The organism is Streptomyces sp. RLA012 (assembly GCF_056270325.1).
Genome location: NZ_JBWDPA010000002.1, coordinates 401,308 through 423,122, shown reverse-complemented (window position 1 = coordinate 423,122; position 21,815 = coordinate 401,308). Strand labels below are relative to the sequence as shown.

The following is a 21,815-nucleotide window of genomic DNA, read 5'->3' as shown; positions in this document are numbered from 1 at the left end:
ATGCGCCTGGTCATCAGCGTGATCGCGGCCAAGATGATCAGCGACTCGGAGTGCTGGATCGGGCGTTCGTATTTCGCGGCGGATGCGTTCGCGGAGCTGGTCACGGGTCTGCCCGACGACGCCGGCTGTGGCCCTATGAACCCGTAAGTGCCCGTTTCTTCAACCCGCCGCCTTCCAGTTCCAGGCGAGGTTGTGTACGAGCGTTTGAAGACGGCTGCTGAGACGCATCCTTCTGTCTTTGCGGCGAGCGTTGGCAGGAAGTGGTGGGGGATGGCCTGGTCGTCGAGGGGGCAGAGGGTTCTGCCCGGGCATCCTGTACGCGAGGAGATACTTCCCGCGACGCGACGCGACGCGACGCGACGTGCCGGCCGGTCATGGGCGACGGGCCTCGCCGCAGCGTGCGGCAGCGTAGCGCTGGTCGCCTTCGTCACCGTGGTAGCACTCTGGTACCTACTGAGCTGGGACGCTCCCTCGACACCCGCCGCGGACCGGGCGAAGGCGGTCAACGACATTCGCACCACGGTGTTGCAGTGCCTGGCGGGCATAGCCCTGCTGGTCGGTGCGTTCTTCACCTGGCGGCAGTCGGATGTCAGTCGCCAAGGACAGATCACCCAGCGCTTCATGGCAGCCGTGGAGCAGTTGGGCAGCACCAGCCCGCAAGTACGAATCGGCGCGATCTTCGCCCTCGAACGCATCGCCCATGACTCGCCGGACGACCGCCGGCCGATCGCGGAGGTGCTGTGCTCTTTCGTGAAGCGCAACAGACTGGCAACTCCCCTCATGCGAGCGGCCGGTCCCCCGTGATGAGGCGCACAAAGTCGAACTGGCCCGCACCCACGGCGGGGAAGAACCGCTTTCCATGCGGTCCCCCGACCGACAGGCGGCGATGACGATGCTCGGCCGCCGGGCGCCGACGCCACGCCATCAGGAACTGTCCCTGGACCGGATCGACTTTCGGCGGGGTGGGCTGCCCTTCGCCAACCTTGCCGACGCCGACCTGCACTACTTCGTTCTCTCCGACGCGGGCCTGATCGGCGCCGATCTGACGGGTGCGGTGGTCAAAGGTGCGCGATGTGAACTGGCCGATCTGCGGCGCTGACCTGACTGGTACTGACCTTGCCACGGCCAGCCTGGCGGGCACAGTGGGTGGCGCTACCACGATGTGGCCGACAGGATTCGACGCCGCGGCCGCTGGCCTCGTCACGGCCCGGGGCGACGCACCACCGCGGCGCCCACAGTCCTCCCACGACCTGCCCCGGTGAGCAGGTTCTCTCGTCGCTGGTGCTATGCCGCCACCCATGTGGGTGGCGAGTGGTTCGAGACCTCACGGCCGCCATACCGGCCCGTGGAGATGTGCTGGGAGAAGGGCCGCCGCAGATGGTCTTCCTGTCAGCGTCTCCCATGCCTTTGGTTTCTTTGACAGGACGCTGTGCGGAATCCGGGAAGCCGACATGGCGCCGTCCGATACTGGTGGCTGCCGGAGCGGGGCAGGGAGCTGACGCGGCACGGCGAGGTCGGCCGTGGGGTCTGCCGTTGGAGGACCGGGTGATGCTGGTCGCGGCGTACTGGCGCACGAACTTGACGATGCGCCGGCTCGCCCTGCTGTTCGGGGTGTCCAAGTCGGCCGTGGATCGCACCATCGACCATCTCGGGCCATTGCTCGCGCTCCGGCCCCGCACACGATTCCGCTCCGACACCGTGCTCATCGTGGACGGCACTCTTGTGCCCACCCGTGACCACGAGGTTGCCGAACAGTCCAAGAATTATCGCTACTGCACCAATCATCAGGTCGTCATCGATGCCGACACCTGCCTCGTCGTTGTAGTCGGACGCCCCCTGCCCGGCAACCGCAACGACTGCAAGGCATGGGAGCTGTCCGGCGTCAGGGCGGCAGTGGGTAGGGCCATGGTGATCGCCGACGGCGGGTATCGCGGCACCGGCCTGATCATCCCGCACCGACGCGAGCGCGGGCAGAGCGAACTCCCTGCCTGGAAGGAGGAGCACAACACCTCCCACCACAAGGTCCGGGCCCGCGTCGAGCACACCTTCGCCCGCACCGACTCGGAGATCAGTTACGGGACAAGTGACGGGACAGCACGAACAGTTGGTCGCCCTCAAGGATGTTTCCTCTGAGTCAACCCAGGCTGGCGCCGATCACGCGCGTTCTACTGTCGAATCGCTGATCAACTCGAGAAGCGCGGCATTCTGAGCCAGGTAATGAGTATCGGCAGGGTGCGCGGAAAACTCCGAGAAGGCTGCGAAGTAGGGGTCAGAGGCAGTATCGGCCGCGTAGGTGCCGCGAGCCGCGGCAACGGCTGCGGCATGCGCGCCAGCACCCGCCGCGGCAGCTGTGTGTGCAGCGGCGGCCGCATGATCAGCGCAGTGCGTGGCCGCGATGCCTGCCGCGACATTGTGCACCGCTGCGTACGTGGCCACGAGAGCCTCGGCCGCCTCGATGGCATCCGCGGCGACATGAGCCGCGTACGCAGCTGCCGCAGCGGCAGCTGACCACGAGGCGGCGTCCCCGTTGGCGGCGCAAGACGCGGCGATCGTGGCAGCTACGGCGCGTCCCGTGTCTGCGCCGGCGGGCGCACCGGAGGCGACGGCACCACCTGCGGCCCGGCGTGCTTCGAGCAGGTCCTCTTCACCGAGCTTTCCGTCAAGATGGTCTTCCGCGGCCTGGAGGCACTGGCGTGCCCGAGCGTCGAGGGGGTGTCGCTGTTCCAGATAGTCGAGACCGTCCTTCGCGCACCTGACTGCGAAACGCCGTAGAACAGCTACCGGAATCTCTTCCACGAGCCTCATCTCGCTCGCCGCGAACTTATTAGCCTGCCGAGAAATCTCGCCCCTTGCTTCGGCGATGAACCAGCGCCGTCCGTACACATTGCGCAGGGAGTCCCTTGGCGTCAACGACGCGTGCAGCCCGTTCGAACAGCAGCGGATGGTCCCGCTCGCCTGGTTCCATTCTCCGATACGCCAGGACACGTCTCCGTTCGCCGAGGTCAGGTCGTCCTGTACGAATCGGTAGCACTCGATGGTCTCCACCGCGTTCCTCCTGTGCTGGAAAAATTAGTACGGGCAGGGGAAGTTCCCCTCGGGAGCCCTGATCGCGGGTCCAGGTATGGCACTCGCGGCAGCGCCGCACGCGATACAGCGTATCGGGTGACGTACAGCGTATCGGAGGGACGTACCGTGCACCGCTAGACTTCGGCTTGTGCCGACAAAACGCCCTACCGTCCAGAGCCACGGTGAACCGATCTGGCTTCGCGAGGCCGCGCGCGGAGCGAAGCCGCAGCCGCTCACGCGCGAGCGGATCGTCCGAGCCGCGATGGCGGTTGCCGACAGCGAGGGACTCGACGCCGTCTCCATCCGTCGGATCGCCGGCGAGCTGAAGGCCCGCCCGATGAGCCTCTACGCGTATATCGACAGCAAGGACGACCTCTTCGAGCTGATGCACGACGCTGCGGTGGAGGAGACGCTCGTGGGCGACGTCCCCTCCGACTGGCGCGAGGCATTGCGCATGCTCGCCCGACACAACAGGGCCGCCGCGCTGCGCCACCCGTGGCTGCTGGCTACGAGGGACACGGGTTGCCCGATCGGCCCTGCCTCGCTCAAACGCATGGACGAATCGGCAGCAGCGGTTCGCGGGCTGGATGCCGACAGTGCCGTTCTGCGCGCGCTCATCCTCGCGGTCGACACGTTCACGCTCGGCCACGTGATGGCCGAACTGTCGGGCGGCATCCGCCGCCGCACCACCGAGGCCGTCAACACCGCCCGCCGCGAGGCCACCACGGAATACGTGCAGGCGCAGATCGACGCCGGCAAGCTCCCCCACCTCGCCGACACCGGTTTCTCCGAACTGCTCTACAACGACGATCCAGAGGCAAGCTTCGAACTCGGTCTCGACTGGCTGCTGACCGGTGCTGCCGGATCGATCGCGCAGTAGCGGCTCGAGACCCTCTTCTTCGCCGTCGACCAGGAGCACGGCATCGCTGGTCGACTGCTCTGTATCCCTGGCCGCGTCGTCAATCGGGCCTCCGGTGGTTACCGGGGCGAGGGTAAGACCGACGCCCGCGATGCGCTCGTGATTGCCGACCAGGCCCGAGTACGCCATGGCCTGAACCCCTTGCGTCCGAGTGACGAGGCCACGATGGAGCTGAAGTTGTTCACCGCCCGCCGCCCGCCGCCCGCCGCACCGATCTGGTCTGTGACCGTACCCGCGTCATCAATCGACTCCGCGGAACGCTGACGGACATCTTTCCCGCACTCGAACGTGCTCTGGAACTGACCAACGCCGGCCCGTTGGTGCTGCTGACCGGGTACCACACAGCTGCGATCCACCGCATGGGGGCGAACCGTCTGGAATCGCGGCTGCGCAACCGTAAGGTCCGTGGTGCCGCCGCACTGGCGCGTTCCGCGTTCGAGACCGCTGAGCGGCAGCACACCGCCGTCGTCGGAGAGAAAACCACCGCCCAGATGGTGCACACCTTGGCGAGGGAAATGATGACCCTCAACGAGAAGATTGCCGAGGTCGACAAGGTCATCGAAGACCGGCTTCGCGTGCACGAACTCGCCCCAGTGATCGCCAGCCTGCCCGGAATTGGCCCCTGCCCGGAATTGGCCCCTGCTCGGGGTGGAATTCCTGGCGGTCACCAGCGGGGACATGAGCTTCTTCGCCACTCCTGACCGGCTGGCGGGTTTCGCCGGCCTCGCTCCAGCGCCCCGAGACTCCGGCAGTGTCAGTGGCAACCTCCATCGCCCGAAGCGCTACCACCGCGGACTCAAACGCGTCTTCTATACGTCCGCCCTCATCAGCATCCGCAACTGCGCCGAGTCCCGCAGGTTCTACGACCGCAAGAGAGCGGAAGGCAAACGACACACCCAGGCTGTGCCTGCCCCCGCCCGCCACCGCGTCAACGTCCTCCGGGCACTCCTGAGTGACGGACGGTGCTACCAAGCGGCACTGCCTGTCACAGCACTACCTTGACAACGTCATCGGGAAGTCGATCACCGCGAGGTTGATCATGGCTTCGGAGCGGTGGGGGTGGGTTTCGTAGTCGCGGGCGAGACGGTGGTGGTGCATGAGCCAGCCAAACGTCCCCGGCTCATTGAGATCCGCGACAATCTCATCCACCGTGTCGTCGAGGCCAAGCGGGAAGGCTGGTTCGGCGAAGTCGAAGGTCTCGAAACCAGCCTCGTCGGCGCCGAGGACAAGTTCGCCCAGATGGACGCCGCCACAGCCTGCACGGCCACGGCGGTCGATCTCGGGATGTCCGGTTTCACTCAGATTGCCGGACGCGCCGGCGAAACATGAAGACGGATATGCTTCGGCGACTCAGTAGATCGGGAGCGTAAATTCGGGGGTGCCATGTGTCAGCCGTTGCTGTTCCTCGATGTCGACGGACCCCTGAATCCGTATGCGGCAAAGCCTGAGAAGCGCCCCGAGGGCTATGTCACCCTCCGCGTCCCACACGAGAGCGGGGCAGCTGGGGAGCTTGGGAGACTGCGAACCCACATGAGGCCACTCCGGGTATGGCTCAACCCCGATCACGGGCAGGCGCTGCTGGCTCTCGGCTACGAAATCTGCTGGGCCACAACCTGGATGAGTGACGCGAACAAGTGGATCGGACCTGTGCTCGGTCTGCCCAAGCTGCCGTTCGTCGACTTCGGCAACGCCCTGCTCAACGAGCGCCCTGATGGCGTTCATTGGAAGTCCGAGCCATTGGTGGAGTACGCCAACGGCCGACCGTTCGCTTGGGTGGACGACGAACAGAGCGACGCGGATCATGCCTACGTGGCTGCCAATCACCGCGCACCCGCCTTGCTCCACCACGTCAATCCACGGATCGGTCTGCGGAACGACGACTTCATTACCCTCGCGGCCTTCGCAGCATCCATCGGCACGTCGACGGGCACTCCCTGAGAGGCGAGCAGCCAGGTCCAGTTCAGAGAATCCGAAACGCTCATCACCTGGGCCGCCATCACCCTCATGACCCGCCGCATCACCCGCGCGGCAATCCGGCCCCCTGAAACGGACATCGCCCACGAAGAGCCGGACCGCCGGGCCGACCTGAGGGCAGAGCTCAGCGCGGAATCTCCTTGTAGTGGTGCTCGTTGTAGTCCGACTTCAGCTATCCATTGAGACTTGGCCGCCCGGAGCCCCGCGACGACTCGACCGCTAATGGGGATACGCGACTCGATCGCTATGCAGGACAACGTCGGCGAGGTCGTCTGCGGGACTACTGCGACGCGACGAGCCGGCGGAGGTGACCGTGCCCGAGATCTGGGCCGGAGTGGACATCGGCAAGGAACACCATCACTGCGTGGTGATCGACGCGCAAGGCGAACGCCTCCTGTCGCGGCAAGTCCTGAACGACGAGTCCGCGCTGCTGGAGCTGATCGGCGACGTACTCGCACTGTCCGAGGACACGTTGTGGGCGGTGGACATCAACCACGGCGGAGCCGCCTTGCTCATCGCTCTGTTGCTCGGCCATGGCCAGCCGATGGTCTATCTGACCGGGCTCGCCGTTCACCAAGCATCGACCGCCTACCGAGGCCAGGGCAAGACCGACTGAGAGGATTATCGCGGTCGTGGTGTCCTCCGGTTGGTCGGACCCAAAGACAGATCGGCTTCGTGCCTTGTTAGCGACGCGTCGGTCGGCTGGAGGACATCGCTTCGCGGTGCTGGTCGGGTGCGCTGTGGCCTGATAAGGGCTTGAGGCATCCCATCGCAGTCTTGCCCGCGCTGCTCCGGCGGGCACCGCCTTCCTGACGGCGTGGCGGAAGGAACGATGGTGGGCAAGGCCGGGGTGGCAGAGGTGGACGAGGTCCCGTTCAGGACGGTCCGGACAGCGCGGGCGGCGTGTCCGAAGGGCACACCGGCGATGCTGATCAGGGACCGGTTGGACGTGCTGTTCGAGGATGAGGAGTTCGCCGGGCTGTATCCCGCGGACGGCAGGCGGTGCCTGTCGCCGGGGCAGTTGGCGCTGGTGTCGGTGCTGCAGTTCGCGGAGAACCTCTCCGGCCGGGCTGCGGCGGACGCGGTGCGGACCAGGATCGGCTGGAAGTACGCGCTGGTCCTGGAGCTGGACGATCCCGGGTTCGACTACTCGGTGCTGTGCGAGTTCCGGGCCCGGCTGGCGGAAGACGGCACCGCCGGCCGGCTGCTGGAGGTCATGCTGCAGCGCCTGAAGGAGGCCGGACTGCTCAAGCCCGGCGGCCGGCAGTGCACCGGTGCGACCCATGTGTCGGCCGCAGTCCGCTTCCTCAGCCGTCTGGAGCTGGTCGGGGAAACGCTGCGGGCCGCTTTGGAGGAGCCGGCCGAGACCGACCCGGACTGGCTGCGGCCCCTGATGGAGCCGGAGTGGGAAAGCGGTACGGACGGAAGGTGGAGACCGGCAGGCTGCCGGGCGGGAAACCAGCGGTGACCGAGCGGGCCGAGCAGACCGGCTGGGACGGTCGGAAATTCCTCGCCGCTGCCTGGGGCACGTCCGCCCCGCCTCACCTGCGTCTGCTGCCGCAGGTGGAGATGCTCCGCCAGGTGTGGGTCCATCACTACCACTGGGACACCCGCCTGCGCCTGCGCCGGCGGGACGGGCACGCCCTGCCCTCGGCTCACCTGCGCTTTCACTCCCCTTACGACACCGATACGCACTACTGCGTCAAACGGGACACCGCCTGGAGCGGCTACCGCGTCCATCTGACCGAGTCCTGTGACGAAGAGCGTCCCGGGCTGGTGGTCCACGTGGCCGCGACGCACTCCACCGTGCAGGACGTCGAGATGACCGCGACCATCCATGACGACCTCGCCAAGCGGGAGTTACTGCCCGGCGAGTACGTCGTCGATGCCGGCTACGTCACCCTGGCACACATCGAGCGGGCCGCCCGGGTGCACGGCATCACGCTGCTCGGCCCGGGGATCGCAGACAACAGCCGCCAGGCCAGGGCGGGTTCGGGTTTTGCCAAGTCAGCCTTCCTCGTCGACTGGGACCGCCGGCAGGCCACCTGCCCCCAGGGCGCGGTCAGCCGGGAGGGAAGACCCCTGTGGACCAGCGGACACGACTACATCCAGGTCAAGTTCGCCAAGGCCGGCTGCCTGGCGTGCCCGGTCCCGCCCGCAGTGCGCCACCTCCGCCACCCGACCCCGGGCCCTGACCCTGCTGCCCACCCGCGAACTCCACGAGATCCAGATGGGCAACCGGCTCGACCAGACCGCCACAGAGTGGCAGCACCGCTACGCGATCCGCGCCGGCATCGAGGCCACCCTCTCGCGGAACGTCCGCGCCCACGGCCTGCGCCGCTCCCGCTACCGCGGCCTGGCGAAGAACCACATCCAGCACGTGCTCACCGCGCTGGCCTGCAACATCGCCCGTGTCACGGACTGGCTCGATGCCGAACCCGGAACGCGCCGCCGGACTACTCGCTTCCGCACCCTGTGCTCAGCCGCCATATGACCCCGCCAACATCACCAACAGAGTCCCAGCATTGCGTCTAACCCCCATGGCCTCACGCGCAGTTCCGTTCCCGGGTGCGTGCCGTGGCCGTGGCCGTGGCCGTGGCGGGGAGACGAGCGGGGCTCCCGTCCCGGTTCTTGTAAGGCGGGGACCCTTCCCGGTGTGCGGTGGTAGGACGGGGCTGTGATCGGCACTGCGGACAGCAGCCGGAGTGCGGGCCGAACGAGGGGAGTTGGGCATGGCGGCAGAGAACATCGACGATGTCGTGGACGGGCTTGCCGGGATCGTACGGGAGGCCGGCCGCGCCGGTGACCGGGTCGGGTACTTCGCGGCGCTGTACCGACAGGTGACCGTTGAGGTCCGCACGGCCATTCACGGTGGGCTGTTCGACGACGGTGCCCGAATGGACCGTTTCGACACGCTCTTCGGCAACCGCTACCTCGACGCGTACGACGCCTGGCGTCGTGACCGAAGCGGGCCGCGTTGTTGGCGTGAGACGTTCGGGCTGCTCGACGACGCCGACACCGTCATCGTCCAGCACCTGATACTCGGCGTGAACGCGCACATCAACCTCGACCTGGCCATCGCCGCCGCGCGGACCGGCCCGGGCGAGGACATCCACGCGTTGCGGCGGGACTTTCTGCTGATCAACGACATCCTTGCGCGGGTGGTGCTGGCGGTGCAGGACTCGGTCGACGCCCTGTCGCCACTCATGTCGCTGCTGGATCAGGTCGGAGGCCGCACCGACGAGCGGATCCTCGACTTCAGTGTCCGTCAGTCCCGCGAGGAGGCGTGGTACAACGCCGTCCTGCTGGCCGGCCAGAACGAAGAGGAGCGCGAGGCCACCATCGAGCGGCTCGACCTCCGGGCCGCCGTGCTCGCACGGTTGATAGCGCGACCGGGCCTCCTCGTCCGGCCGGCCCTGCAGCTGATCCGGAGCACCGAGAGCGATGACGTGCCGGCCGTCATCACTCATCTGGACAACGCCATGGAGCGATCCTCCGCCCGGCAGGGGCCGGGGTGAGGCCCGGCGGATCGACCGTCCGGCATCCCGCTGGAGCCGGTGCCGCACACCTGCTCACCTAGTGTGAGAACGAGCCTTGGCTGTCGCTCGTCGAAGCGATTCAGCAGGCCCACGTGAGGACGGCTCCCATGCCCACGCTCCGGGGGACTGCGGTTCCCCGGAGCGTCGGCGGTCACGTGCGGTACGGCATATGGATCGCACCGGAGTTGCCCTGACGCGGCCGGTGGTGATGAAGAGGCGAACAAGGATCCCGTCCCGGCTCCCGCAGAACGGGGCCTTTCCCCGATCGCACCGGTAGGACGGGGCCGTGACCAATTCTGCGGTGGGCGATCGGATGTTGTGAAGTCTCAGGACCTATCTGACGCTATGTTCTCGGGACACCCTTGACAGTTGCTGACTGTGATTCAGATGCTGGCGGGTGTGGCACCAGATGCGGATGATCAGCAACAGAGCGACTGGTTACTGGAACAGCGGTACCGGGCGGTCCTGGAAGTGCTCGACGGCCAGCCGGTCACCGAGGTGGCCGCGCGGTACGGGGTATCCCGGCAGTCGATCTACACCTGGAAGGCGAAGTACGCCGCAGGCGGCTTCGAGGCCCTTCGCGAGAGCTCCCGTCGGCCGCGGACGAGCCCGACCAGGATCGCGGCTGACGTGGAGGCACTGGCCTGCGAGATGCGCCGGGCCCACCCTCGCTGGGGTGCCCGCCGGATCTCCCATGAGCTCACGAGGACGGGGATCGCGGCGGCACCGGCTCGGGCTACCATCCACCGGATCCTGGTCCGCAATGGACTGGTCCAGCCGCAGGAGCAACGGCATCGGCGCAAGTACAAGCGATGGCAACGCGAGACGCCGATGCACCTGTGGCAGCTCGACCTGGTCGGCGGGATCTACCTCGCCGACGGGCGCGAGTGCAAGATGCTCACCGGGATCGACGACCACTCGCGCTACGTCGTGATCGCCGAGGTCCTGGTGACGCCGTCGGGACGGGCGGTGGCCGACGCATTCCTGCGGGCCATGCGCACGTTCGGCGTTCCAGCCGAGGTTCTGACGGACAATGGCAAGCAGTTCACCGGCCGCTTCACCCGGCCCCGTCCCGCGGAGGTGCTGTTCGAACGCGTCTGCCGTGAGAACGGGATCACCGCGAAGCTGACCAAGCCGTACTCGCCGACCACGACCGGCAAGATCGAGCGCTGGCACCAGACTCTGCGCAGGGAACTGCTCGACGGCTGCGGCCCGTTCAGCACCATGGCGACCGCCCAGGCCGCCATCAGCGAGTGGATTCGCACCTACAACCACGCCCGGCCGCACCAGTCCCTGGACATGGCCACCCCGGCAAGCCTGTTCCGCCCCAACCAGCAGCCCGAGCCGACCACCGTCGTGCCAGGTCAACGTCCCGAAAGCACGGTGGCGGCGGCAGCGCCGGGACTGCTTGTGGCACCGACAACCGGGGCTGTGGAGTTCGAGACCGTTGTCTCGGCCGGCGGCCAGGTGGGCCTGATCCCCTCCGTCCAGCGCGTCCGCCTGGGCGCGGAGCGTGCTGGTCTGCTAGCCAGGGTCTGGGCCGATGAGCACACCGTCCACGTCCTGATCGACGGAAAGCCTGTCAAGACCGTTCCGTCCAACCTCGACGCTGAGCACCTGCACCAGCTCAGGCTCCGCGGTGCCCGGTCCGCCGGGCCGCCGCCGGCGCTGCCCGCAGTCAGGAGGGTGGGTGACCTACCTGCCTACACCGCCCTCGAAGTCGACCGCACCGTCGACGTGAACGGCCTGATCAACCTGGCCGGGCAGCGCGTGAAGGTCGGACCGGAACTCAGCGGCCGCCGGATCACCGCCCGGATCGACGGACACCTCCTGCACGTCGTGCACGACGGTGTGCTGGCCAAGACCCTGCCATCCCCGTTTCCCGCCGATGAGCGCCCGCGACTCATCGGCGCCCGCGTCGCCGCCCCACAGCTGCCGCCTCCACCGTCCGGCGGAATCAGCGTCGAGCGCAAGGTTCCCCGCGACGGTGTCGTCATGGTGGCCCGCCAACGACTGCGCGTCGGCCGCACCCACGCCGGCAGAGTCGTCACTGTCTACGTCGAGGACACGCACTTCCGCGTCACCTACGAAGGCGCCGAGCTCTCGCTCCACGCCCGCAAGGACCAGCACCCAGTGACCCGCTGGAAGGCCAAGATCCACGCCCCCAAGATCTAGCCGCCCTGGAAACCGATGTCGAGGTGCTGTAGCGGTGGCCTAGGTTGACCTGCATGAGCCTGTCGCGCCGTTACCGGTATGTCGGACCAGCTGAGGTGAGGACCGCCGTCCAACCCGGGCAGGCAGGGTTCCGCATTCGCGGCGCAGTTGACTTTGTGACATGGGTGATGGCGCAGACCGCGGACGAGCTGGCTGATCCCTTCACCTTCGTCATCGACACCGAAGGGGTCCTGCTGCTGGCTCCCCGCCGAAGCGAGCACGTGGCCTGCGCGAGCGCGGAACCGGTGCTGAGCGCCGGCGAGATGAGCTTCCAAGAAGAGGGCGCACAGTGGGCAGTTGACAGGGTAAGCAACCAGTCGACCGGCTACTGCCCCGACACCGCTTCGTGGCCGGCCGTTGCTCAGGCGCTGGAGCGGGCCGACCTGCGGCACCCGAACGGTTTCACATACGGGGTGGTATTCCGGCGCTGCCCCCAATGCCAGGAGAACAACATCGTGAGGGAGGAACACTACGTTTGCGCCTTCTGCGACGCTGACCTGCCTCAAGACTGGAACGTCGACGCAGCCGCAGCGGACCCAGAGGCGTCCTGACCACCTGCTCTACTGCCCCATTCCAACGCCCCCGCTACGGCAGCCCTTCCCAGCCGGCCTGCGTCCAGCATCTCCTGAGCCTGTCCAGGATCAAATGCAGCAGAAAAGTCAATGAAGTCTTGAGACCTCACATCACACCGCGATCGACCGCTCGATCTTCCAGCGGTAACGGCCGAGCCGCTCGCCGGACTCGATTCCCGGACGCGCGATCCGCGGGATCGGGCCGCGATCGCGGAGCCAGGCCAGGTGGTCGGCAGAGAAACACGCTTTGTCCGCACGAACCTTGACCGGTCGCCGTCGGCGCGGTCCACGCCGGGAGCGGATGTCCGGTATCGCCAGGATCAGCGGCTTGAACGCCTGACTGTCGTACAGGTTCGCCCCGGACACCGCGATAGCCAGCGGGATGCCCGGAGCGTCGGACAGGACGGGCAGTTTGCTGCGTTTTCGCCGCCTCGGACCGGCGCGCTTTCCTCATGGTCGGTGTCATCTTCGCACCGGTGGCCGGAGCCGCTTTCGGGCTCGTATTCGGAACCGGCTTCGGTGGGGAATGCGGATTCCCGGTCGAAGACTGGGTCGATCTCTCCACGAGGCTTGAGGTCGGACTCGCGGACGCCGCGGCGACCGCACTCGCGATCGGAACGGCATCAACAGCCGGGCCGTATTTCCTGATGGCCCAAACCTATCTGACGGTGCGCCGCCGCCTACCACGGGATCTGATGACCTTCTTGCAAGACGCCCAGGAACACCGGGGCGTTCTGCGGCGGGTTGGACCCATCTACCAGTTCCGGTACAACGAGCTGCAACGCCACCTCGGCGGACAGCAGCCGCTCCGACAGTCACCGGGTGGCCTGTCGACCGGACGGCTGAGACACCTCCCGAGTGTCTGGAGAACCGTCCCACTTCGGATATGCGCTGTTGAACTGTCCGCGGATATTGTCCGGCGCCATGTCGATCACGGGATGGCGAGTGCATTTCACTCGCCCGGGAGCAGGCGTGGCCACGCGAGGCGACGGCGCTCATACGGGAGTTCAGTGTCCTGTTCGCTGACCTCGACCAGCGGTTGGGCGAGTGGGGTGTGCCGGAGGGCCAGCCGTTTCTGGTCAGCTCGAAGGGCGAGTACGTCGGTGGCGGCGCCGGTCGACATCATCGAGTGCTGGCTGGCGCCGCCACCGCAGTGCGTCACAGCGTCGCGGTCGTCCCCTCCCCGGAAGCGCTGCCCGCGAGCCACTGGTCCCATCCCAGGTTGAAGTCGGCGTAGCCGTTGTCGGCCGGGGCCTTGGCACGGGGCGAGCCGGTGATGGTGACGGGGTCGCCCTGCTTGACCTGGCCGTAGAACCACTTGGCGTCCGACATGGACAGGTGGACGCAGCCGTGCGAGCCGCGGGCGCTGCCGCTGCCCGGATTCGGGTCGCCGGTCGAGTAGTGCACGTACGTGCCGGACTGGGTGAGGTGGACGTCCCAGGGCAGCGTCAGGTCGTAGTAGTTGGGGCTGCCCTTGTCGCAGCTGATACCGACGCTGCAGGAGGTCATGTGGACCTTCTCCTGCTTGTCGATGACGGCCATCGTGCCGTTCCACGTCGGATACTCGGCGCTGCCCGCGTTGATCGACAGGGTGCGTACCACCGCGCCGTTCCGGGTCACCTTCATGGTGTGGCCGGTCACCGAGACGTCCGCGCGCACGTCGTCACCGATCTTGAAGGTGTGCGTGTAGCCGTGCACGCCGTAGCGTCCGTTGCCGTTGGTGACGCCCTTCATGTCGGCGTCGATCTTCACCGTCGTGCCGGAGGGCCAGTACGTCTTCGGGCGCCAGTCGGCGCGCTTGTCGCCCATCCAGTGCCAGGCGCCGGCCACCGGCTGTGAGGCGCTCACCTTCATGTGCTTCTCGACCGTGGCCCGTGCCTTGGCCGCCACCGGGTTTGTGAAGATCACCGAGATCGGCATGGCCACGCCGACCGTGGTTCCCGTCTGCGGGGTGATCGTCTCCAGCAGCATCGGCGGACCCGCGGGCTTCGTCGGTGACGGAGAGACGCTCGCACTCGGCTTTCCCGACGCCTTTGCGTCGTCCCCGCTCGCCTTGTCGCTGCCGCCCCCGCCGCAGGCAGTCGCGCCCACCAGCATCACACCCGTGACGAGTGCGATCCCTATGCTGCCCTTGCGCCGTCCCACGATCTGCCCCGCTCTCTCGCATCTCTCGCACTTCGGCCCTGACGGGCCCGACTCAATGTCAGACAGCGACGACGGGGGCGGCAGTTGCGTACATCGTGTAAAACGTGTCTCAAGACTCGGTGCGCACCGCCGGATCGGGGACGACGAGGGGACGACGAGGGGCCGGCGCCACTACTTGGGACATCCAAGCCGTCGTCAAGCCCGCGGGCAGCGGCACGTGGTCGGCTCCCCACACTCTGTTCGCGAGCGGTAACGCCACCGCCCCGGCCGTGCGGGCCGTGACCGCCGACGGGCACGCCGTGGCGGCCTGGACGACCGGCAGCGGCAACGACGGCTCGCTGGCCACCGTCTCTGCCGGCTGGGACCCGGCGACGGGCCGGTGGTCGGATCCGACCACGCTCACGGACTATGCCGGATTGGACCTGTCGATGCCCCAGCCGGCCGCGGCGGCAGACGGCACCGTCACCGCCGTATGGGACCAGGGCGACGGATACTCGGACTACGAGGTGATGACTGCCACGCTCGCCCCGGCACGACGGCCTGGTCGGCGCCTCACCGTCTGGGGTCCTTCTCCAGCGGCGCCATCTGGGACTTCGCACTCGCCGTGGCTCCTGACGGAGCGGCCACTGCGGTCTGGGACGCCTACGACAGTTTCAATGACGCCCACGTCGTCTCTACGGTCACCCGGGCTACTTCCGGCGGCGAGTGGAGCAGCCCAGCCGTCCTGCCGGGTACGGACGCCAAGTCCAGCGATGTGGGAGTGTCGATGGTGGCCAAGGGCGCTACCACCGTGCTGTGGCAGAGCGCCTCGGCCAACGGGGTCGAGAAGCTGATGTCCGTCAGCGGGCCCTCCTCGACCGGCAACTGGGGATCCGTCCAGACCGCCGTTCCGTCCATCCAGGACAACGACGACAGTGGCCCACTCACGGCCCCCAACGGTGACGTCACCTATGCGTGGGCGGGGGGCTGGACCGGCAGCGCCGGGATGCCGATCGTCCAGGCCATCACCCGAAGCGCGAGCACGGGCACCTGGTCCGCGCCGAAGACACTGTCCACCGGCTATGCCAACTGGCAGGTGGACGCGTCCATCGGCGCGGACGGGACCGTCCAGGTCGTGTGGCCGCAGACTCCCGGCATCGACAACGGCAACGACCGTTACCTGGAGTGGGCCGTCCGGGTCGGCGGCACATGGAGCAAGGCCACCGCCCTCAACGCCACGCCGGTCGCCGACGTCCCCGCCATGGACGCCCTGACGGGCGAAGTGGCGGCCGGACCGGACGGGCGGGCCACCGTGCAGGGACGGACGGCCGTCTACGCCCCCGGGTCCCCCCCCGACTGCTACACCTCCCAGGTGTGGGGCCAGTCGCAGGCCCTGCTGACCAAGCCGAACATCACCACGAAGGCCACGGTGACCGGGACCGCCCGTACCGGCTCCAAGCTGACGTGCTCCGCGGCCCGGTCCGGCTACAACCCGACCCGATGCGTGGTCCTGGCTGCGTGACGGCAGGACCATCTCCGGCGCCACCGGTACGACCCGCACCCTGACCTCGGACGACTACACCCACAAGATCTCGTGCAAGGTCACGGTCAGCAACGGCGCAGGTTCGGTGAACTCCACTTGACCAGCCGTCACGGTCGCCGTCGGCCCTTCCCTGAAGGCCGCCAAGGCGCCCTCCCGCAGCGGCACCGCCAAGGTCGGTTACCGGCTGACGGCCGCACACGGCACCTGGTCGCCAACAGCCACCTCGTACTCCTACTCCTGGAAACGCAACGGCAAGGCCATCACCGGTGCCACCAAGTCCACCCACGTCCTGGTGAAGGCCGACAAGGGCCAGAAGATCACCGTGAAGGTGACCGCCCACCGCCACGGCTGGACCGACGGATCGGCCACCACCGCATCGGTCACGGTGCACTGAGGCGACCCGCTCCCCGGCCGCACCCGCGCCGAACTGGTCGGCGGGCGTGCCACTGGAGGGCCTGCTGCTCTTCTCTGAGCTGCCTGACTCCAGGGAGATGGAGGGTGAGCGAAGTAGGCTGTCGGCACGCCGTTCCGCTCAATGGATGCGGTTCGATCAGTTTGGGCCGGCAGTCCAGCCGATGGTTGGGGCCGGCCGTGGACGGCAAGGTTCACCCCGTCTGCGGGCGGTCCGGGTTGCGGGAGACGACAAGCGGTCGACACCGCGGTGTTAGTAGGTAACACCGCGGTGTGGAGAGCGCCGGGACCGCCCGGTCATCCGAAGAAGAAGGGATCGGTAGCCGGCTCCTCCGGGGGCCGGGCGTCTTCGGAATCCTCGTCCGGTCCCGGCGAGTCCGGGGAGGCGGGTGGCTGCCCAACGGAGTCGTCACCCTTTGAAGGTGCCGGCGGGGCATCCGAGGGCGCCACACTCGTAGGGGTGGATACGCGCCCGCCGGAGTGAGGGCCAGGCATCTCGACCCACCACCCCGGAATGGCGAAGTAAAGGCAGATGAGGAGTGCGGCGATGACCGAGCCGACATAGGTACCGACACCCGGTCCCTCCTCGCGTACACCCTCGCGGGTGGCGATCAACATGAACGCCGCGAGCGGCCAGGTGAGGAGGAGGGCGGCCTGCCGCCAGTCATCGACCGGCCATGACGCTGCCGTCGCCACGAGTCCGGCCGCCACGGCCAGCAGCGAGCAACACGTTGCCGCCCGTGCCGCGCGGATCTCCCTGCTCTGCCATCGCTCGATCTTCTCCACCACCGACTCGGTCGCCAGGTGTTCTGTGAATTCTGGTTCGAGCCAGTAAGCGTTCCCTTCGTTCGGGGCCAGGGCACCGCATACCACGGCCGCGTGAGCGAGGAAACCGAGAACGAGAAGAGACCATTCCAGCCAGCCCATCAGACCCCCCTCGGTGGCGTGTCGTCCCTGGGGACGCGCCTCCACCGCTGCCGGTTCCGACAGGGCCGGCGTTGGAGCATCACCGCTACCGGTTCTGAAGGAGATTCGGCCTGAGGGGGTCTGCCTGGCTCAATCGGACAGCTACCGCGGTTTCTGTGTCTCGCTGGTGTGCGAGCGGCGATCTGGTCCGGTGCGCGCGGCGATCTGGTTGAACGTGGGGATGCCCACGAAGACGGGGGAAGCCCTGCGGTCTTGCTGTCTGGCGAGTTGGTCGAGCTTCTCCTGTGTCGCGGTGAGGCTGACGGAGAGTCCTTCGAGGCCGCGGTAGCTCTCGGAGACGCGGTGGATGGCCCGACTGGAGAGGTAGTGCACCGGCTGGTCGTGGTTGAGCAGGATGGCGTTGGCGGGGCGGCTCCGCCGTAGGCCAGGTCGTTGCCCCAGGTCACCTCGCCGCCCAGGGCCAAGACATCGGCGAGGAGTTCGAGGAGCTCGGATTCGTAGTTGGCGACGCGTCGCGACAGTAGCCGACGACCTCGCTGTCGATTCCCTACTTGGCGGCCATTCGCAATTCTCCATGGGCAACCGAGTCGTCGTGGGGCGTCGGGCGGCCAATCGATGGAAGCCACAAGCGGCACAAGTTTGAAAGCCACACCCGACGCCCCTGGGTGGGCCAACCATACGAAGGGCTCGCCCTGTCCCGTAGAAGAACGTAGGGAAGGCTGAGTGGTGCAGGTCATTGTAGGTTTCTCGGCGTGGGCCGCGTGGTGAGCCTTGGCAACTCCTGGAGGACCTGTTACGGCAGAGCTGACCGAAGCCCCTCAGGCTCGATCGCCGGCGGGAGGGCCGGCTGACGGTCACGGGACGGGGCGCCGAAGCTGGCCATGCCCGGCTCGGCTACTCTCGGCGCCACTGACGTTCACTCTGCGATCCGGGCAAACCGCGACCGAATCGTCACTCGGGAGACGCCAACGCATGAATACGCCATCATCGCCGCCTGGAGCGGAGCGGATTGACGAATCAGCCGTCCAGATCGGGGCTCTCGTTCCGCTGACTCGGCCTGGCTGGGTCGAGGCGGGCCAACACCTGCTCGCTGGACTCGAGTTGGCCGTTCGCGAAGTCAATGACGCCGGCGGGATCGTCGGAAGACCACTGGAGCTGGTGGTCCGAGACACCGCGGCTGATCCACAGAGGGCCGCGGCGGCCGTAGAAGAATTGGCTCGCCTGGGCGTGGCTGCCTTGGCGGGGGAGTATCACAGCGTCGTCGCTCGCGCCGCTGCTGCCAGGGCCGACGCCCTCGGCCTGCCGTTCCTCTGCTCGTCAGCGGTTCTCGACGCGCTCACCGAACAGCCGACGGAATGGGTCGCGCGTCTCGCCCCGGCGCAGTCCCACGGCTGGCAGATCTACGCAGACTTCCTCCTCGGCGCGGGCCACAGTCGAATCGCCGTAGCAGCCGAGTCGAGTGTCTACTGGGCATCAGGGGCCCGCATTCTGCGGGACTACCTCGCTCCACGCGGCGGCACCGTCATCGAACTCGACATGCGCGCGCTCGCCCCCACGGCTGTGTGCGACGAACTCGTCGACAGTCGCGCGACAGCCCTCCTTCTTCTGGTCGGCCACCCGGAGCCGGCCGTGTCGATCGTCAAGTCTGTCCGCCACGACCAGCGCCTCGCCGAGGTCATGGTTGGTGCTCCGGCCGGGCAACCGGAGTTCGCCGAATGGGCGACGTTGCTGGGCGTCGACAGCGCCGCGATCCCGTTCTTGCGTTACCTGCCCGAGCGCCTCAGCCCCCTTGGTGCACGAGTCGAGACGGCCCTGCGTGAGCGGCTGGCCGAAGCGCCCTCCTTCGTCGCCTTCGAGGGCTACGACACGGTCGCCGTCCTCGCCGATGTGCTGCGTTCTCACGGCGCGGACCGGGCGCGCACTGCCGAACCCTGGTCGCGCGTTGCGGTCGAAGGCACCCGCGGGCAGATCCAGTTCTCCCGCACGCCAGGCATCAGCGTTTGGCAATGGGCTTGGACGCCAGTGCAAGTCGTTGATCGAGATCCGGCGGAACCTGATCGCTTTCGGATCCTCCACGCCGGCTGAGGGAGCACGGAGGGCCGACTGCCCAGATCTGTCCGAATTTGAGGCTGTTTACCTGTCTCGCTGTCTAATTGTCTACCTGTCTGCGTGGTAATCACTGGGCGCCCCACGGGCCTTCCTGCGGCCGCGGACCATGCCGCCTGCGCTCGGATTCCTGTTCAGCAGCTACCTGATCGGCGGCTCGTGGCGGCGCAGCCCTTCGCCGCAACGGGACTCGTCCAGGCACAGCGACAAGGACCACCCCAGGTACGGCCGACGGGACAGGGTGCACCCGGATGGAGACAGACGTGAAGCCCCTGGTGGGAGTCGAGCCCGGCGCCACCCCCGACATCACCGCCGCCCGGATCCACGTCCTGACCGCCCTGTACGAGGCCGCGGCCGAGGGCTTGCCCTCTCTGCGTATTACCAAGGGCCGCTCCGAACAGCTGGCGTGTGACGGGCACTGCTGCGTCAAGAGGTTCTCGAAGAAAATGTGGCCGAGGATGTCGAGAACGGCCTGGTGGCTGCGTCTCAGGGGCAGACGCGGCCACCATGGCCGTACCCCACCAAGGAGGGCCCAGCATGGCGATCCAGCGGATGGACAACGTCCTCATCGTTGTCGACGACCTTGACACTGCTATTGCGTTCTTCGTCGAACTTGGCATGGAGCTGGAGGGCAAGATGCCAATCGAGGGACGTTGGGTGGACCGTGTGATCGGGCTCGATAACGCCCGACAGGACGTCGCAATGCTGAGGACCCCGGACGGTCACGGGCGGCTTGAGCTGACGAAGTTCCACACGCCGAAGGCGATCAGCGCCGAGCCGGCAAACGCACCGACGAACACGCTGGGCATTCGTCGCATCATGTTCGCCGTCGACGACATCGAGAACGTCCTTGCCCGCCTGCAAACCCATGGCGCCGAACTCGTCGGCAAGGTGGAGCAGTTCGAGGACAGCTATCTGCTCTGCTACGTCCGCGGCCCCGAGGGCATCCTCGTCGGACTGGCCGAGCAGCTCAGCTGAAGGCTGCCCGAGGGGCCGTGCACCCAAAGAACCATCCGGGTACCCGCGCCTGGGAGCTGCGCCGGACGCCGGTCGCGTACGCACTCGCGAGCTTCCCCACGGCCACCGTCCGTCGGGAGGCACCAGTACCCCACCGCACGGAGGCACCACATGGCCGTGATCTGGGCCGGTATCGACGCAGGCAGACCCCGCCACCGCTGCGTCGCCATCGACGAGAGCGGCCGTCGGCTGCTGTCACGACGCGTCGTCCCGCGACCGGAGGTGAGCACACCGGCCAGGAAGTTGTCGATGTGGCCTGGTGGCCTGTGGTCCAGCAGTCGGCGAATTCACGCACGACCTCCGGGCGTATGCGCGCCCCGCTGACCACCAAACGGTCGAGTCCGGCCTCTGGTCAGGCGGATGACACCTGTGTCCTCACCGCACGCTGCGTCTCGGGATCGCCTCCCAGGGAACGGAACCGGTCGATCACTTCATCTGGCAGCGCCGCGTGCCGGCCAGCGGTACCGGTTTCAGCGGTACCGGTTTCACCAGCACCAGCACCAGCCCGGCAGCCCGCTCGGGCCGCGTGGCGGCAACCAGTTCGACGTCCTCCGCTCTCATGCTTTGCCCGACCATCACGAAGCGTTTGCCGAGAGTGTCGGTCATGGAGCCCACCTGGGCGGCGAACCGGTCGTGATCGAATGGCCCGCTCGCCTCCGCTCGGTCGCCGCAGCCGGCCAGGTCAAGCCTGACGCATTCAACACCGGACGTGGTGGGAGATTGTGTCGTCCCAGACGTACTGGTCATCCAGGAAGCCGTGGACGAACACCGTGGCGAGTTCGCCTTCGCGGTCTAGTGCTGGATTCCTCTTTCGTTGGAGGAGCGGTCGAGGATCATCTCCCTGGTCAAGACCGTGCCGCCAAGACGGCTGAGGTGGGAGCCCGTCGGGGAGCTGCGGGCCTTCGACGGGTCCGGGCTGCCCGAGTGGACCCTGGATTCCCTGGCCGCGGCAGCGCGGGCCGAAGGGATCGTGGTGGGGCGGTCACAGGTCCGCCGTATCCTGCTCGCCGAAGGCGTGTGCCGGCGTCTCACCGGGTCCTGGAGGCGATCGAAGGACCCGGACTTCGTCCCAGAAGGACACGGATCATCGGCCTCTACACCCACCCACCCGGCGCCCGACAGCGCGACAGTGCGGCGGTGATCTGCGCCGACGAGTTGGGGCCGGTGATCCCGCGGACCTTCCCGCCCGCACCCGCCTGGTCACCGGACGGGCACTGGACGGCCACCGGATCGAAGCGGAACTCGACTACAGCCGCGGGCCGGAGAAGACCCGGGTCTACGGCGGGTGTCGGCCCCAGACCGCTCCGAGGGCGACAACTACGGCCACGGAGGCTCAGGTTTCGCCCTGTCCCGGGGCGAGGCCGCCGACGTACGCCGTCTCCTGGAATGAGTGTCTCCCGCCT

The 21,815-nt window shown here is 67.5% G+C and carries 19 protein-coding genes and 5 pseudogenes; 17 read left to right on the top strand and 7 right to left on the bottom strand.

Annotated features, from left to right (window positions below; translation table 11 throughout):
- The 4 genes and pseudogenes from RV986_RS02310 to RV986_RS02295 form a co-directional block, all read left to right on the top strand.
- Positions 1-147 carry a hypothetical protein gene (locus tag RV986_RS02310; RefSeq protein ID WP_475915759.1) on the top strand — a complete coding sequence of 49 codons (147 nt, stop codon included), beginning with the start codon at positions 1-3 and terminating at the stop codon, positions 145-147.
- A 45-nt stretch (positions 148-192) separates the two neighbouring features.
- Positions 193-804 (top strand): hypothetical protein, encoded by a 612-nt coding sequence (locus RV986_RS02305; RefSeq protein WP_475915758.1) that lies wholly within the window; start codon positions 193-195, stop codon positions 802-804.
- Between the two features lie 55 nt (positions 805-859).
- Positions 860-1,099 carry a pentapeptide repeat-containing protein gene (locus RV986_RS02300; protein WP_475915757.1) on the top strand — a complete coding sequence of 80 codons (240 nt, stop codon included), beginning with the start codon at positions 860-862 and terminating at the stop codon, positions 1,097-1,099.
- Between the two features lie 302 nt (positions 1,100-1,401).
- Positions 1,402-2,055: pseudogene (locus tag RV986_RS02295) on the top strand (transposase); the annotation flags it as partial.
- Between the two features lie 99 nt (positions 2,056-2,154).
- On the opposite strand, the gene RV986_RS02290 reads toward RV986_RS02295, so the two are convergent.
- The gene (locus tag RV986_RS02290) at positions 2,155-3,045 is read right to left on the bottom strand and encodes a DUF7666 domain-containing protein (RefSeq protein WP_475915756.1); all 891 of its coding nucleotides are present in this window, start codon (positions 3,043-3,045) and stop codon (positions 2,155-2,157) included.
- A gap of 169 nt (positions 3,046-3,214) precedes the next feature.
- On the opposite strand from RV986_RS02290, the gene RV986_RS02285 reads away from it, so the two are divergent.
- The 10 genes and pseudogenes from RV986_RS02285 (at position 3,215) to RV986_RS02240 (ending at position 12,263) form a co-directional block, all read left to right on the top strand.
- The gene (locus tag RV986_RS02285) at positions 3,215-3,946 is read left to right on the top strand and encodes a TetR/AcrR family transcriptional regulator (protein ID WP_475915755.1); all 732 of its coding nucleotides are present in this window, start codon (positions 3,215-3,217) and stop codon (positions 3,944-3,946) included.
- A 12-nt stretch (positions 3,947-3,958) separates the two neighbouring features.
- Positions 3,959-4,987 (top strand): annotated as a pseudogene (locus RV986_RS02280) (IS110 family RNA-guided transposase); the annotation flags it as partial.
- Between the two features lie 57 nt (positions 4,988-5,044).
- Entirely contained in the window at positions 5,045-5,314 is a 270-nt protein-coding gene (locus RV986_RS02275; protein WP_475915754.1) for a hypothetical protein, read from the top strand.
- A gap of 54 nt (positions 5,315-5,368) precedes the next feature.
- Positions 5,369-5,923 (top strand): hypothetical protein, encoded by a 555-nt coding sequence (locus RV986_RS02270; RefSeq protein WP_475915753.1) that lies wholly within the window; start codon positions 5,369-5,371, stop codon positions 5,921-5,923.
- A gap of 349 nt (positions 5,924-6,272) precedes the next feature.
- Positions 6,273-6,572 (top strand): annotated as a pseudogene (locus tag RV986_RS02265) (IS110 family transposase); the annotation flags it as partial.
- A 204-nt stretch (positions 6,573-6,776) separates the two neighbouring features.
- A complete protein-coding gene (locus tag RV986_RS02260; RefSeq protein WP_475915752.1) occupies positions 6,777-7,427 on the top strand; it encodes a transposase in 651 nt (216 codons plus the stop codon).
- A 369-nt stretch (positions 7,428-7,796) separates the two neighbouring features.
- On the top strand, positions 7,797-8,453 hold the full coding sequence (locus RV986_RS02255; protein ID WP_475915751.1) for a transposase: 657 nt from the start codon (positions 7,797-7,799) through the stop codon (positions 8,451-8,453).
- A gap of 238 nt (positions 8,454-8,691) precedes the next feature.
- A complete protein-coding gene (locus RV986_RS02250) occupies positions 8,692-9,477 on the top strand; it encodes a DUF5995 family protein (RefSeq protein WP_475915750.1) in 786 nt (261 codons plus the stop codon).
- 408 nt (positions 9,478-9,885) lie between these two features.
- Positions 9,886-11,673, top strand: a complete 1,788-nt coding sequence (locus tag RV986_RS02245) for an IS481 family transposase (protein WP_475924159.1) — start codon at positions 9,886-9,888, stop codon at positions 11,671-11,673.
- A 53-nt stretch (positions 11,674-11,726) separates the two neighbouring features.
- Positions 11,727-12,263: a hypothetical protein gene (locus RV986_RS02240; RefSeq protein ID WP_475915749.1), complete on the top strand. Its 537-nt coding sequence runs from the start codon at positions 11,727-11,729 to the stop codon at positions 12,261-12,263.
- A gap of 132 nt (positions 12,264-12,395) precedes the next feature.
- Here RV986_RS02240 and RV986_RS02235 read toward each other — a convergent pair.
- From RV986_RS02235 to RV986_RS02225, 3 genes and pseudogenes are all read right to left on the bottom strand, one after another.
- Positions 12,396-12,704, bottom strand: a pseudogene (locus RV986_RS02235) (transposase); the annotation flags it as partial.
- Positions 12,705-13,236: 532 nt separating this feature from the next.
- Entirely contained in the window at positions 13,237-13,410 is a 174-nt protein-coding gene (locus tag RV986_RS02230) for a hypothetical protein (RefSeq protein WP_475915748.1), read from the bottom strand.
- 32 nt (positions 13,411-13,442) lie between these two features.
- On the bottom strand, positions 13,443-14,381 hold the full coding sequence (locus tag RV986_RS02225) for a L,D-transpeptidase (protein WP_475924158.1): 939 nt from the start codon (positions 14,379-14,381) through the stop codon (positions 13,443-13,445).
- A 652-nt stretch (positions 14,382-15,033) separates the two neighbouring features.
- On the opposite strand from RV986_RS02225, the gene RV986_RS02220 reads away from it, so the two are divergent.
- Positions 15,034-15,930 carry a hypothetical protein gene (locus RV986_RS02220; RefSeq protein WP_475915747.1) on the top strand — a complete coding sequence of 299 codons (897 nt, stop codon included), beginning with the start codon at positions 15,034-15,036 and terminating at the stop codon, positions 15,928-15,930.
- 729 nt (positions 15,931-16,659) lie between these two features.
- Here the strand turns inward: RV986_RS02220 and RV986_RS02215 are convergent.
- Entirely contained in the window at positions 16,660-17,289 is a 630-nt protein-coding gene (locus tag RV986_RS02215; protein ID WP_475915746.1) for a hypothetical protein, read from the bottom strand.
- Between the two features lie 308 nt (positions 17,290-17,597).
- Positions 17,598-17,822 (bottom strand): annotated as a pseudogene (locus RV986_RS02210) (IS110 family transposase); the annotation flags it as partial.
- 439 nt (positions 17,823-18,261) lie between these two features.
- Here RV986_RS02210 and RV986_RS02205 point away from each other — a divergent pair.
- Together RV986_RS02205 and RV986_RS02200 are read left to right on the top strand one after the other, a co-directional pair.
- Positions 18,262-19,374 carry an ABC transporter substrate-binding protein gene (locus RV986_RS02205; RefSeq protein ID WP_475915745.1) on the top strand — a complete coding sequence of 371 codons (1,113 nt, stop codon included), beginning with the start codon at positions 18,262-18,264 and terminating at the stop codon, positions 19,372-19,374.
- A 558-nt stretch (positions 19,375-19,932) separates the two neighbouring features.
- Positions 19,933-20,373, top strand: coding sequence for a VOC family protein (locus RV986_RS02200; RefSeq protein WP_475915744.1), 441 nt, complete (start codon positions 19,933-19,935; stop codon positions 20,371-20,373).
- 465 nt (positions 20,374-20,838) lie between these two features.
- Here RV986_RS02200 and RV986_RS02195 read toward each other — a convergent pair whose 3' ends face one another.
- Positions 20,839-21,018 (bottom strand): hypothetical protein, encoded by a 180-nt coding sequence (locus RV986_RS02195; protein ID WP_475915743.1) that lies wholly within the window; start codon positions 21,016-21,018, stop codon positions 20,839-20,841.
- Positions 21,019-21,815: the final 797 nt, after the last annotated feature.

What these genes read in the sequence shown, in the direction of transcription:
- RV986_RS02310 (WP_475915759.1), top strand. Translation starts at nt 1, where the DNA reads ATGCGCCTGGTCATCAGCGTGATCGCGGCCAAGATGATCAGCGACTCG.
- RV986_RS02300 (WP_475915757.1), top strand. Translation starts at nt 860, where the DNA reads ATGCGGTCCCCCGACCGACAGGCGGCGATGACGATGCTCGGCCGCCGG.
- RV986_RS02270 (WP_475915753.1), top strand. Translation starts at nt 5,369, where the DNA reads ATGTGTCAGCCGTTGCTGTTCCTCGATGTCGACGGACCCCTGAATCCG.
- RV986_RS02255 (WP_475915751.1), top strand. Translation starts at nt 7,797, where the DNA reads ATGACGACCTCGCCAAGCGGGAGTTACTGCCCGGCGAGTACGTCGTCG.
- RV986_RS02250 (WP_475915750.1), top strand. Translation starts at nt 8,692, where the DNA reads ATGGCGGCAGAGAACATCGACGATGTCGTGGACGGGCTTGCCGGGATC.
- RV986_RS02245 (WP_475924159.1), top strand. Translation starts at nt 9,886, where the DNA reads ATGCTGGCGGGTGTGGCACCAGATGCGGATGATCAGCAACAGAGCGAC.
- RV986_RS02240 (WP_475915749.1), top strand. Translation starts at nt 11,727, where the DNA reads ATGAGCCTGTCGCGCCGTTACCGGTATGTCGGACCAGCTGAGGTGAGG.
- RV986_RS02230 (WP_475915748.1), bottom strand. Translation starts at nt 13,410, where the DNA reads ATGATGTCGACCGGCGCCGCCACCGACGTACTCGCCCTTCGAGCTGAC.
- RV986_RS02225 (WP_475924158.1), bottom strand. Translation starts at nt 14,381, where the DNA reads ATGCTGGTGGGCGCGACTGCCTGCGGCGGGGGCGGCAGCGACAAGGCG.
- RV986_RS02215 (WP_475915746.1), bottom strand. Translation starts at nt 17,289, where the DNA reads ATGGGCTGGCTGGAATGGTCTCTTCTCGTTCTCGGTTTCCTCGCTCAC.
- RV986_RS02205 (WP_475915745.1), top strand. Translation starts at nt 18,262, where the DNA reads ATGAATACGCCATCATCGCCGCCTGGAGCGGAGCGGATTGACGAATCA.
- RV986_RS02200 (WP_475915744.1), top strand. Translation starts at nt 19,933, where the DNA reads ATGGCGATCCAGCGGATGGACAACGTCCTCATCGTTGTCGACGACCTT.
- RV986_RS02195 (WP_475915743.1), bottom strand. Translation starts at nt 21,018, where the DNA reads ATGACCGACACTCTCGGCAAACGCTTCGTGATGGTCGGGCAAAGCATG.